Origin of the sequence: Mycolicibacterium arenosum (assembly GCF_024320865.1) — a bacterium.
GTDB classification, from domain to species: domain Bacteria; phylum Actinomycetota; class Actinomycetes; order Mycobacteriales; family Mycobacteriaceae; genus Mycobacterium; species Mycobacterium arenosum.
Genome location: NZ_JANDBD010000024.1, coordinates 1 through 11,741, shown reverse-complemented (window position 1 = coordinate 11,741; position 11,741 = coordinate 1). Strand labels below are relative to the sequence as shown.

The 11,741-nt window shown below is 65.1% G+C and carries 12 protein-coding genes; 5 read left to right on the top strand and 7 right to left on the bottom strand.

Annotated elements, in window-relative coordinates:
* Nucleotides 1–413 precede the first annotated feature (413 nt).
* Together NM203_RS32845 and NM203_RS32840 are read right to left on the bottom strand one after the other, a co-directional pair.
* Nucleotides 414–1,055, bottom strand: a complete 642-nt coding sequence (locus NM203_RS32845; RefSeq protein ID WP_079481877.1) for a cadmium resistance transporter — start codon at nt 1,053–1,055, stop codon at nt 414–416.
* A 138-nt stretch (nt 1,056–1,193) separates the two neighbouring features.
* Nucleotides 1,194–1,583, bottom strand: coding sequence for a heavy metal-responsive transcriptional regulator (locus tag NM203_RS32840; RefSeq protein ID WP_005148625.1), 390 nt, complete (start codon nt 1,581–1,583; stop codon nt 1,194–1,196).
* 56 nt (nt 1,584–1,639) lie between these two features.
* Here NM203_RS32840 and merA point away from each other — a divergent pair, with 56 nt between their 5' ends.
* The 5 genes from merA to NM203_RS32815 are packed head-to-tail and all read left to right on the top strand — an operon-like array spanning nt 1,640 to nt 5,426.
* On the top strand, nt 1,640–3,043 hold the full coding sequence (merA, locus tag NM203_RS32835; RefSeq protein WP_005148655.1) for a mercury(II) reductase: 1,404 nt from the start codon (nt 1,640–1,642) through the stop codon (nt 3,041–3,043).
* A gap of 26 nt (nt 3,044–3,069) precedes the next feature.
* The gene (gene merB / locus NM203_RS32830) at nt 3,070–3,711 is read left to right on the top strand and encodes an organomercurial lyase MerB (protein WP_005148656.1); all 642 of its coding nucleotides are present in this window, start codon (nt 3,070–3,072) and stop codon (nt 3,709–3,711) included.
* Nucleotides 3,712–3,743: 32 nt separating this feature from the next.
* Entirely contained in the window at nt 3,744–4,034 is a 291-nt protein-coding gene (locus NM203_RS32825; protein ID WP_005148657.1) for a mercuric ion transporter MerT, read from the top strand.
* Nucleotides 4,035–4,080: 46 nt separating this feature from the next.
* A complete protein-coding gene (locus tag NM203_RS32820) occupies nt 4,081–4,581 on the top strand; it encodes a TlpA family protein disulfide reductase (protein ID WP_225433764.1) in 501 nt (166 codons plus the stop codon).
* Nucleotides 4,578–5,426 carry a cytochrome c biogenesis CcdA family protein gene (locus NM203_RS32815; RefSeq protein ID WP_005148659.1) on the top strand — a complete coding sequence of 283 codons (849 nt, stop codon included), beginning with the start codon at nt 4,578–4,580 and terminating at the stop codon, nt 5,424–5,426. Before NM203_RS32820 ends, NM203_RS32815 begins: the two co-directional genes overlap by 4 nt.
* 196 nt (nt 5,427–5,622) lie before the next feature.
* Here NM203_RS32815 and NM203_RS32810 read toward each other — a convergent pair whose 3' ends face one another.
* The 5 genes from NM203_RS32810 to NM203_RS32790 all read right to left on the bottom strand — a co-directional run bounded on the left by NM203_RS32810 (nt 5,623) and on the right by NM203_RS32790 (nt 11,645).
* Nucleotides 5,623–6,903: an IS256 family transposase gene (locus NM203_RS32810; protein ID WP_255065255.1), complete on the bottom strand. Its 1,281-nt coding sequence runs from the start codon at nt 6,901–6,903 to the stop codon at nt 5,623–5,625.
* Between the two features lie 35 nt (nt 6,904–6,938).
* Nucleotides 6,939–7,502 carry a hypothetical protein gene (locus NM203_RS32805; RefSeq protein ID WP_255065254.1) on the bottom strand — a complete coding sequence of 188 codons (564 nt, stop codon included), beginning with the start codon at nt 7,500–7,502 and terminating at the stop codon, nt 6,939–6,941.
* A 298-nt stretch (nt 7,503–7,800) separates the two neighbouring features.
* A complete protein-coding gene (locus NM203_RS32800; protein WP_005148661.1) occupies nt 7,801–8,829 on the bottom strand; it encodes a TniB family NTP-binding protein in 1,029 nt (342 codons plus the stop codon).
* Nucleotides 8,817–10,781 (bottom strand): TnsB C-terminal domain-containing protein, encoded by a 1,965-nt coding sequence (locus tag NM203_RS32795; protein WP_005148662.1) that lies wholly within the window; start codon nt 10,779–10,781, stop codon nt 8,817–8,819. Before NM203_RS32795 ends, NM203_RS32800 begins: the two co-directional genes overlap by 13 nt.
* 123 nt (nt 10,782–10,904) lie before the next feature.
* Entirely contained in the window at nt 10,905–11,645 is a 741-nt protein-coding gene (locus NM203_RS32790) for a TnsA-like heteromeric transposase endonuclease subunit (protein WP_011894084.1), read from the bottom strand.
* Between the last annotated feature and the right edge of the window lie 96 nt (nt 11,646–11,741).

Sequence of the window (11,741 nt, the reverse complement as noted above, 5' to 3'; positions counted from 1 at the left end):
TGTCCGTTCTCATTGAATCTGGGGCACATTTACTAGTCTGACCTGCATTGCCCCAGATTGGATGAGAATTTCGATCGCGACGTTTCTCATTGAATCTGGGGCAACCCTGCTTCCGCGCCCGGCTGCGAGCGCAGCAGGGTAGCCGGAATGGTCTCCTGTCGATTCCGTTGGCTCGGGTACGTCTTCGGTATAACTACTGTGATCGTGTCTCTCGTGACACACGATCATGATTCTGTGGTGCGCTCGCTCGTGTTGGTAGTTCGGGTGCCGGCTGCGGCCTTTGAGCACCTTGGCCACCGCCCGTTTTAGATTGTCATAGCGGATACGGGCCGGGACATCACCAAAGTGGTTGAACGCCAACACATGCCGATGCAGGAGCGCCTCCTGGCCCTGAGTGGTGAAGTTGCTCCGAGCTAGAGGGCGAACGCTCCGCCTTTGATGAGGATGAGGGCCCCGATTGTGATCAGTGCAACGGGCAGAACGATGTGGCCCCAGCGTGAGAGTGCTTTGGCGATGATCGGGTGGGAGGCGAAATATCGGCCGGCCGCGCACCAGATGGCCACACCGATGAGGAACACGATGATGTAAACACCGATGGTGGCGATCGTTGAGACGGCGAAGATCGGAACGTACACGCCGATGTTGTCGCCGCCGTTGGCGAAGGTGATGACTGCGACCTGCCAGGTGCCAGGCGTCAACAGTGTTGCGGGATCATCGGTCGGCGCCGGTTGGGTGCGGCGATCCCGCCAGGCCAGCCATGCCGCCCGCAGCCCCAACACGATGGGCAGCAGCCCGAAGTACGGCAGTGCGGCTGGAGGAAGCAGCGTGGCACCCAGGAGTGCGCCGCCGACCGAAACTGCCAAGATGGCGGTGAAGCCGAGGTACTGACCGGCGGTCACTCGGATGGCTGCGCCACGATGACCGGGCGCCTGGCCGAACATCACCGCGAGGACCACGATGTCGTCGATATTGGTGATGGCGAAGGTGGCGATCGCCTGAACGAGTGTGGCTGGGCTCAGCACGGCCAATGCGACCAGCTTCGAGTGAAATCCCACCGCATCGGGTGAGCCTACTGCTCAGCAGGCCCCGCGCTCCCGCGCACCAACGACCTCCAGTGGGGCGGAAATTCATGACGACTGCCGGGGTCAACGGACTTGACGAAATACATGCCTCCGGTGCCACGGAGGTGGCTCCTAGAGGTATCGACATACGTCATCGGCGCTGCATGATTCCGGGTCGACGCTTTCGGCGCCCTGCCGCAGCCGGGCGATGGTCTCGCGCAGTGCCACCAGTGCGCTGATCTGCTCGTCGAGGTCGGTCAGTCGGATGTCGAGCAGGTCGCGCACGTGCGTGCACGGCGCGTGGCCGCTGTCACGGATGTCGAGGATCTGCCGAATCTGGGCGAGGCTGAACCCGGCGGCCTGTCCCCGTCGGATGAAGCCGACCCGGGCGATCGTGTCGGCGGCATAGTCGCGATACCCCGCCGGGGAACGTTCGGCGGGCGGGAGCAGGCCTTCGTCTTCGTAGTAGCGCAGCGTCGCGGTGGTGGCCCCGGTCGCCTCGGCGAGCTTCCCGATTCTCACGATGTCTCCTCAGAACACTTGACCTTCAAGCCTACTTGAAGGTCAAGGATGGGTGCATGAGTCAGGGATTGGACCTCGCGGTCATCGGTTCCGGCGGCGCGGCGATGGCCGCGGCGATCCGCGCTACCGCGCTCGGCAAGTCCGTCGTCATGATCGAGCGCGGCATCTTCGGTGGCACGTGTGTCAACACCGGCTGCGTGCCGTCAAAGGCCCTGATCGCAGCGGCCGAGGCCCGGCATACCGCAGCCGACACTGCCCGGTTCCCGGGGATCGCCACCACGGCCGGCCCGGTGGACATGGCGGCCCTGATCGCCGGCACGCACGATCTGGTGGAGTCGCTGCGCTCAGAGAAGTACCTCAACGTGGCCGAATCGTATGGCTGGCAGCGCATTCAGGGCCAAGCGCGGTTCGCCGGAACCCCGGACGCGCCCGTCATCGAGGTCGGCGATGCCACCATCGAGGCCGAGCACTACCTGATCGCCACCGGCGCGAACCCAGTCATCCCGCCCGCATTCGAGGGCGTCGCCTACCTGACCTCGACCACCGCGATGGAAGTCACCGAGGTCCCGGAGTCGCTGCTGGTGATCGGCGGCGGCTACGTCGCGTTGGAGCAGGCGCAACTGTTCGCCCGGCTCGGGTCAACGGTGACGGTGCTGGTCCGCTCCACGCTGGCATCGAAGGAAGAGCCGGAAGTCGGCATGGCGCTGCTGGAGGTGTTCGCCGACGACGGCATCCGGGTGGTGCGCCGCGCCACGGTGAGCGAGGTCGAGCAGGCCGACGATCAGGTCACGGTCACCGCGACCATCACCGGCGGAACGCAGCAGTTCCGTGCCGCGAAAGTCCTCGTCGCCACCGGCCGCCGTCCGAACACCGACGGCCTGAATCTCGAAGCGGTGCAGGTCAAAACCGGCGAGAACAACGAGGTCGTGGTGAGCGACGGGCTGCAGTCGTCGAACCCACGGATCTGGGCGGCCGGCGACGTGACCGGGCACCGCGAGTTCGTCTACGTCGCCGCCCATCACGGCGCGATGGTCGCCGACAACATCTTCACCGACGCCGGCCGCAGGGTCGACTACCGCCATCTGCCCCGCGTGACGTTCACCAGCCCCGCGGTCGGTGCGGCCGGGACGACCGAGGCCGAGCTCCTCGCCGCCGGGACACGGTGCGACTGCCGGGTGCTGCCGCTAAAACATGTGCCGCGTGCGGTGGTCAACCGAGACACCCGCGGTTTCATCAAACTCGTCGCCGACGCCGGCACCGGCCGCATCCACGGCATCACCGCCGTCGCCAAGGATGCTGGCGAGATCGCCGCCGCCGCGGTCTACATCCTCGACGCCGCGATGACCGTCGACCAGGTCGCCGGGTCCTGGGCCCCGTATCTGACCATGGCCGAAGGCATCAAAATCGCCGCCCAGTCCTTCAGCGCCGATATGTCCCGACTGTCCTGCTGCGCATCCTGACGCATGGCTCACTCGAAAGGTTCCTGATGCCCAATTTCCTTGACCGCCTGACCATTCCGGAAGAGTCCGGGCTCGACCCGACGATGCTGGTGCCGTTGCTGCGGCTGCTCGCCGCCGGCGAGCCGGTCACCGTGGAGGCGCTCGCCGCGGCCGTCGGCCTCCCGGTTGACGAGGTGACCCGGCGTCTGGCCGCGGTACCCGACACCGAATACGACGAGCAGGGCCGCATCGTCGGCCAGGGCCTGACCCTGCGCCCGACCCGCCACCGATTCACCGTGGCCGGCCAAGAGCTCTACACCTGGTGCGCCCTGGACACCCTCATCTTTCCCACCATCCTGGACCGGCCCGCCAGCATCGAATCCGAATCACCCGTCAGCGGGCACCCGATCAGGGTCTCGGTCGGCGAAAACGGTGTCACCAGCGTGCAGCCCGAGACCGCGGTGGTCTCGCTGGTCAACCCCGACGACCTCACCTCGATCCGGTCCTCATTCTGCAACCAGGTGCACTACTTCACCTGCGCGCAGGACGCCGCGCCGTGGCTCGCCGAGCACCCCGAAGGTCAGATCGTCAGCGTCGCTGAGGCCCACCAACTCGGCGCAGCCCTGACCACACAAATCCTTACCCAGCTCCATACCCCGCCAACTGCCCACCCCGGCTGCTGCAGCTGACCAGCCGCACCCAACCTGATGAGGAGAAATCAATGAATCAACGTCCACGAAGAAATCCCGTGCTGCTGGGTGCGGCAGCGGTGCTGGTGACGGCCCTGTGTTGCGCCGCGCCAGTCCTGATCGCCGGCGGCGCGCTCGCCGCCGTGTGTGGACTGCTCGAGAATCCATGGGTCATCGGGGCAGCCGTCGCGCTGCTGCTGGCGGCTGTGGTCGCCTTCGCCCGCCGCGGTCAACGCGGCGATCACTGCTGTCCCGCCGACAGCCATTCACCCGCGACGCACACGCTCGACGACCTGACGAAAGGAAGCATCGACAATGTCTGAAACGCGTTCGTTTACACCCCACAGGTGGGCGGGCGTTACGGCTGTGATGCTGGCAGCGGGCGCGCTGACCGCGTGCGGCCAATCGGCCACAACCAGCAATCCGACCTCACCGCCACACGCCAACGCCACAACCCAGGCGACGGCGGCGACACTGACCACGGTGGACGGCAAAACCGTCGAACTGCCCGCTGCCGCCCCGACCGCGATCCTGTTCTTCTCCTACGGGTGCGGCGAATGCGTCGGCGGCGGTAAATCCCTGGCCGCTGCTCGGGCGGCCGTGGAGAAAGCCGGAGGCAGCGCCAAGTTCCTAGCCGTCGACATCGTCCCCACCGAGAAACCCGCCGATGTTCGCCACTTCCTGGACCAGATCGGCGGCACCAGCCTGCCCGCGGTCGTCGATACTAACGGGGCCCTGACCAGCCGCTACCAGGTGACCGCGCCGACCACCGCCCTCGTCATCGACCCGTCCGGGCAGATCAGCTACCGCGGCCACGCCCCGTCCCAGGATCAGATCCTGGCCGCCCTCGGCAGCAGCGCCGCACGGTGAACCTGCTCGCGCTCGCGTTTACCGCTGGCATGCTCGCCCCGGTCAACCCCTGCGGGTTCGCGCTGCTACCGGCGTGGATCACCGGCACCATCGCCACCGGCGGCACCGATGCGGTGCTCGTGCGGCTGGCCCGGGCACTGCGCACCGGGGCCGTCCTGACCATCGGGTTCACCGGCACCCTCACCCTCGCCGGTATCGCGATCAGTGCCGGTGCCCGGACCCTGGTGACGGCTGCTCCCTGGCTCGGGATCACGATCGGGCTCACCCTGGCCATCTTGGGCGGCTTCATGCTCACCGGCCGCACCATCGGTCTGCGTATGCCTGCCCGGACGCGTCATCGGCCGGACTCCCCAACAGCCGGTGGTGTGCTCGCGGCCGGAATCGGCTACGCCCTGGCGTCACTGTCCTGCACCTTCGGGGTACTGCTCGCGGTGATCGCCCAGGCCCAGGCCACCAGCGGATGGGGCGGTCTGCTGGCAGTGTTCACCGCATACACAGCCGGTGCCGCCACCATCTTGATGCTGGTCAGCGTCGGCACCGCCATCGCCGGCACGGCCCTGACCCGGCATCTGGGTATCCTCGCCCGCCACGGGACCCGCGTCACCGCCGTTGTCCTCATCGCCACCGGCGCCTACCTCGCGTGGTACTGGCTGCCCGCGGCCACCGGGCACACCGCCAGCGGCGGCAACCTGCTCACCGGCTGGTCGGCCACCGCGACCGGATGGCTGCAGGACCACGCCCTCCCGGCCAGCGTCATTGCCGCCTTCGCTGTGGTGGTCAGCGCGGTGGCCGCGTACTGGACCACCCACCGCCGGCCAATCACCGGCAAGCAGCGCCGCCGGTGATGATTCACCGGCCGATACACCCAGCCAGATACCACTGTCCCTAACGATTAGAAAGCCGATAGATACAACCGTCGGACACAGTCAGATGCACACCACAAGTGCCTTACTGATAAGGCACATTCAAGACTGCCGACCCCTAAGCGCGACACGCCAGTTCTGGGGACTATCTCGTTAACGGTGTTTCCGGCGGTCTTCATCAGTAGGTTTCGGCTGCCGGAAATCGGTCGCCGAAAGTGATCGCAAATGCATTCAACGCAGGTTTCCACCGCATCGTCCATCGTGCCCTGCCAACACCGGTCGGGTCCAGCGATCGGGTCACGAGGTAGAGACACTTCAACGCGGCCTGCTCGGACGGGAAGTGCCCGCGGGCCTTGATGGCGCGGCGGTAGCGGGCGTTCAGTGACTCGATCGCATTCGTCGAGCAGATCACCCGCCGTATCTCCACGTCGTAGTCCAGGAACGGGATGAACTCGTTCCAGGCGTTGTCCCACAAACGGATTACTGCCGGGTAGCGCTGCCCCCATTTCTCGGCCAACTCGTCGAACGCCGCACGGGCCGCGGTAGCGTTGACTGCGGTATAGATCGGTTTCACGTCGCGCTTGATCTCATCCCAGTACTTACGTGATGTGAGCCGGAATGTGTTGCGTATCAGGTGAATGATGCAGGTTTGCACGATGGCTTGCGGCCACACGTTGCCGACCACCTCGGGCAGTCCCTTCAGACCGTCGCAGACGACGAAGAAGGTGTCCTTGATGCCGCGGTTGCGTAGGTCGGTGAGCACGGCCATCCAGAATTTGGCGCCCTCACCGCCGGTGCCGGCCCACAGGCCCAGGATGTCGCGTTCCCCGCCGAGGGTGACCCCGATGGCGGCGTAGAACGGGCGGTTGGCGACCTGGCCGTCGCGGACCTTCACCACGATCGCGTCGATGAAGATCGCGGCGTAGGTTTCATCCAGCGGCCGCACCGTCCACTCGTTCATCTCCTCGAGCACTTTGTCGGTGATCCGGCTGATCGTCTCCTTGGACACCGACGCACCGTAGATCTCGGCGAAATGAGCCGAGATCTCCCCGGTGGTCAACCCTTTGGAGTACAACGACAGCACGACCTCATCAACGCCGGAGAGCCGGCGCTGGCGTTTTTTGACGATCTGCGGCTCGAACGTCGATGCCCGATCGCGCGGCACGTCGAGCTCGACCGGGCCGGTGGTGTCGGTCAGCACAGTCTTGGATCGGGTGCCGTTGCGGATGTTGCCCGTCCCCGCTTCGGGCGGGTCGTGTTTCTCATAGCCGAGGTGCTCGGTCATCTCCTCATTCAGCGCGGTCTCCAGGACCGTTTTGGTCAGCTGCTTGAGCAGCCCGTCAGGCCCGGTCAGCGACAGGCCCTGTTCCTGGGCCAGCCGAACCAGCTCGACGGCAGCCTGCTGCTCAGCGGACTGCTCAACCTGCTTCTTCTTGGTCACATCGTCCAGTGTCGTCATCACGGCACCTTTCTCGCCGAGCATCGCTCAGCGTGTCAGGCCGGAAACACCGTTAAATCCACAGTCCCCAGTTCTGCGCCGTCTGAGCGTGTCGTCAATACGGCAGTGGCGAATAGGCGTCGGTACTGCGCCCATTGCTCGACGGGGGTGGCGTCGGCATGGTGGGCGCCGGTGCGTTCGTTGATGCGGTCGAGCAGTAGCGTCGGCCAGGCGGGTTCCGTTGGCGTCCTGGGCTGTTCAACCCGAGGGCGAGCTGTGAGCAATGTTGCGGCTACGGCGATCACATCGGGGTAGGCCACCACGTGCGCTTCTAGGCCATTCTGCAGAATCCCCGCCGCCACGTGACGCTCTGCGTGAGCCCAGAAGACCAGGATGTGGCGGGCGTCGCCCAAGGCGTCATGAAGGTCGACCTCTGAATACTGACGGGCCAAGCGCCGATGCGTGCGCCCGGCACTGAGCACCGTGGGCCGGTCACGAAGATCCACCTGGTCGTCAAGAACGCGCGTTGGTGAACCGATCCAGCGTCGGTGACGGTGGCATACGGAGACATGTGCAGGCAGGTAGCAGTAGACGGGTTCGTGTATTCCCTTGCGTGCCATACATCTTTGACACAAAGGGCGGCGGAGATATTGCTTGAGCGCGGTGGGGTCGCCAGCAAGCCCGCAGAGACGGGACCGGATTACCTGCTCAGGTTGGCCGCTGACGACGGCCAACCAGTCCGGTCGCGGCCGGGCTGCGCATGATTCGGCGACATGGCCGCGCAGTGTGGAGACGCCGATATGGTTGGCGCGGGCCAGCCTGTCGATGTAGGACGATACGGCTTCCCAACGGAACGGTGCGATCGTTCGCGGGAGCCGCTGGCGTGGTCCGCGCGGCCACGGCCTGACAGTTGCCACGTCAGCTGGCCGTGCGGGCCGCGGCCGTGTGGGCGGCGTAGTCGATCAAAATATCGTCCATGGCCTCGCGGGTGATGTGCTCGGTGCCGTCGAGCATCGCTTGGATTGCTGAAGCCCGGATCAAGTGGGCCAGGCTGCCGATCATCCCGCCGGTGCGGCGGTGCAGGTAACGGGCCTGGGCGACAAGGCTTCCCGGTTCGTGTCGATGCAGACGCAAGGTACCTTCCATGGCGGCGACGAGTTGTCGCCACTCCTTGGCGTCGGGGAATGCGCTGGTGTGGATCACCCCGCAACGGCCGGCCAACTGCCGTCCCCGCGTGCCGGTGAACAGCCCCGAGCGTTCCACTTCGATCCCGGCGTAAACGAATGTCGCAGGCAGATGCTCGGTGAAGTATTTGAGGTGGTCGGACAGTTCTTCGCCGGCGCGGGTGTCGAGGTTGAGGTTGTGGATTTCATCGACCACCACGATGTCGGTACGGGCATCGATGAGCACCTGGCACACGGCATCGGAAATATCGGTCACGTTCATCCGCTGATTGAGCGTGGGAAGCCCCAGAAACCGTGCGAACTCCATCGCCAACTTGCGGGGCGACCCTTTCGGCGGGGCCGTCACATACACCACCGGAATCCGGCTCTCATCGCCGGGAAACCGTGCACGGGTGCGCAATTCGTGAAACCGACCCAGTTGCTTGATCGCCGTAGTTTTCCCCGTCGCTGCCCCGCCGGAGATGATCAGCCCGCGCCGGGCCCCGATCTCGCGCTGGTTGAGCAATGTCAACAGCCGGCCCTGATGGGTGATCGCTTCGATCGCCGACGTGGTGACCACCACCAGCTCCGAATGATGCGCAACCCGGGCCTCGTTGTAGGCCGTCCGCTCGTCCTCACCGAGGCTGGCCCACTCGTCGTCGGCGAGCAACGTGAACTCCGGCGGATCGGCATCAACAAAACGCCGCCAGCCCTCCAGCGTCGTGGTCGGCTGGCGGCGATCCTCTAACTGACCCACCGCCGCAATCTCGGTCACAGTCGCCACGTTTGGGCCTCCTTGCGTGCATCAAACACCGGCAGGGGTATGACCTCCGCCATCTCGCCGTCATCGTCGAAAGTCTCGTTGTCGGCGGCCCGTTCCGACGGTGACGGGCCATGATGTTCGGATGATTCCGTCGGGTCCGGCCAGTCCCGGCCGGCGCTCGCGGCGCTGGTCCGTCCAGTCACTCGGCGCTCGGCTTTCGTCTGCTGCTGCGGCCCAGCGGCGGCGCGGTCCAGCAAGTCCTCCGCGATGGCCGCAATCTCCGCTTCCTGGGTCTTCTGGGCCCCTCTGCGGTCGGCTACGGAGCGGGCGTGGCGCCACAGTGTCTCGCCGAACGGCACCGGCGAGGACCGAAGGTGCGTCCACGTCGCGGCCAGCCATCCGTCTTCGTGGTGATTGCGCACCCAAATCCTCGACACGTCATACGGGTCGTAGTGCACTTCCCACTGTCCGTTACGGGCATCGACCCCGGAATGCTGGCGCCGGTATGGGTTGAGCGCCTTGGCGTCATAGGTGCGATGGTTGATCCGGACCCCGTAACTGTTGATTGTGCGCCACTGCACGGGAAGCAATTCGATATAGTCGTCGGCGTCCAGTGGGACCGGTACATAGCCAGCCACCTCAACGAGGGCAGTGTATTTCTCGTTGGGAGACAACGCTTTCCCCGGCGTCACCGGATCCCGCAGGCCATCGTGGGGGCGGTTCTGCCACACCGCGATGATCCACTCGTCCAGCAGCGCCTGCAGCTCAATCATCGACCACACCGCGTCGTCCTCGGCGTTTTTCCCACGCCGCTCCACCGATGAACCGACGTAACCGGCCACGTACTGTGCGAACAGGGTGCCCACCGACTGCAATGTCCGCTCGATCTTCGGCTTATCGGTCGGGCAGTCGGGATGAGCCGGCTGCAGATTGATCCCCAATGTGCAGCACGCTTGCCGAAATGTTTGGGACAGATACGCTTTCCCGTGATCGCAGACGATCGTCTCGGGAGCGATCACCGGCCTGGCCGCAGCATCGGCCAGGCGCTGATCGACACTGGTCAGGCTGTGGTGCGGAAGTACCGACCGGGACATCCGCAGCGCATCGGCCCATCCCGGGCGCATCGGTTCGGGCGTCAATGCCCGCGCCAAGAGCAGTGACGCGTCCACTGCTTTGGTCGTCGGTCGCAGCACCGCGGCCGGGATGGACCGCGTAGCGTTGTCGACCATCGCAGTCAGCTCGACTCGGTCTACCATGCCGTCATCGAGCACTACCCGTACATCCAGAAGGGTTGAATCGATTTCCACCATCTCGCCGGGGCGCACCACGGTGATCGACCCGAATGGGCCATCGGGCTGCTTGGACAGCGATCGCCGCGTCCGTGCTGACCCGAACGTGTGCCGTCCTTCCGCGAGGCGCTTGACCAGCCGGTAGAAGGTGGGCTGCGACGGCATCGCGGGCGCGTCGTCGGCACCATAGGTGGCCACCAGCGTCTTGGCGACCCGCCGTTGCAGACGCTGCACCGTTCCCGTTGACAGGTCGGTCTCGCCCTCGATCGCATCCCGCACCGCGGCGACGACACGGTCGTCCACACGGCCGAATACCGCGCGCCGCCGATTATGGCGCCCGTCAACCACTCCCAGGAGCCCGTCCCGTTCGTAGGCAAATCGGCGACGCTGCAACGCATTCCGACTCACGTCGTGGCCGGCGGCACGCAGCTCGTCCAACTTGGCCAGCTCACGCTGCCGCAGAGATCGTTTCGCCGTGTCGAACTCTGGGCGGGGACGAATGCCCGCGGCCGTCCCAGGCGGGCGGCCGCTGAGGATCTCCACGATGTGGCGCTCCCACCACCGTGCTTGCTCGACGGCTGCCTCGGGAATGCCAGCCAGCATTTCCTCAGAACACAGTGGCGGTCGCGACCCCGACACCAATTCCAATGCCGGATCAACCATCAGCTGCGAGAGCGGCACCACAATCTGCTCGCCGACAGCGTCAACCAGTCGAGCTGATCCGCCCGACAGGGTTACGACGGTGAAAACACCTGCTGATAAACGGATTTCGTCTCCCTCTCGGACGACACCCGTTCGCACGTCAGGTCACCACCCGGTCCCGAGGCCAATCGCCGTGTCGTCGCCAAGTGCCGCTCCTTGCAGATCGGCAACTAAACGGCCGTGCCAGAGCAGATGAAACAGTACGGGCAGCACCACCAAAGGAGTCCCGACCGCGTGCACACCAGCCATCAACGGACGGACCCGAGCGAAGACCTCCGCCAGTTGATCAGCCAAACCGATCTTCAATACTCGCGGATGCCGATAACCCGACAACCAACGTAGATTCGCCCGCAGCACTGGATCGAGGGAACCGACACGCAGGTAATCCCAACCGACCATCGCGCACGTGGCGGCAGACCGATCGAACACGTCCCGATCAGCGTCAGAGATCCGGTCGTCCTCACGAACGTCGACTACGACGACAGATCCATCGCGGCGCCGCACGAAGTAGTCAGGAGCATGCCGCGTGCCGTCACGCCAATGAATCCAAAATGGTTGCGACAGAACACCAACAACATCCGGATCGGCATCCAACGCCATCAACTGGTCACGTTCTACCCAGGACTCGTGACCTACATGTGCGCCGGTTGTGGCGAACCACCACAGCCCGGGAAAGTTACGCTGACCTCGAAACGAGGGGAAATTCCGCACTGGTGAACAGTCCAACTCAAACCGGGTTGCAGCACATCGGTCCAGCGATTGCCGCGTGCATCCCTCGCGGGTGTTGAACTCCAAGTCCACTGCACTCGCTACACCTGGCCCAGCCGAAACAGCCGACGTCAGCACACATAAACGCTAAGCCTCGTGCCCCAGATTCAATGAGAAAGACACGCACTTACCCCAGATTCAATGAGAATGCCCCAGAATCAATGAGAACGGACA

What these genes read in the sequence shown, in the direction of transcription:
- merA (WP_005148655.1), top strand. Translation starts at nt 1,640, where the DNA reads ATGAGTCAGGGATTGGACCTCGCGGTCATCGGTTCCGGCGGCGCGGCG.
- merB (WP_005148656.1), top strand. Translation starts at nt 3,070, where the DNA reads ATGCCCAATTTCCTTGACCGCCTGACCATTCCGGAAGAGTCCGGGCTC.
- NM203_RS32825 (WP_005148657.1), top strand. Translation starts at nt 3,744, where the DNA reads ATGAATCAACGTCCACGAAGAAATCCCGTGCTGCTGGGTGCGGCAGCG.
- NM203_RS32820 (WP_225433764.1), top strand. Translation starts at nt 4,081, where the DNA reads ATGCTGGCAGCGGGCGCGCTGACCGCGTGCGGCCAATCGGCCACAACC.
- NM203_RS32810 (WP_255065255.1), bottom strand. Translation starts at nt 6,903, where the DNA reads ATGACGACACTGGACGATGTGACCAAGAAGAAGCAGGTTGAGCAGTCC.
- NM203_RS32805 (WP_255065254.1), bottom strand. Translation starts at nt 7,502, where the DNA reads ATGGCACGCAAGGGAATACACGAACCCGTCTACTGCTACCTGCCTGCA.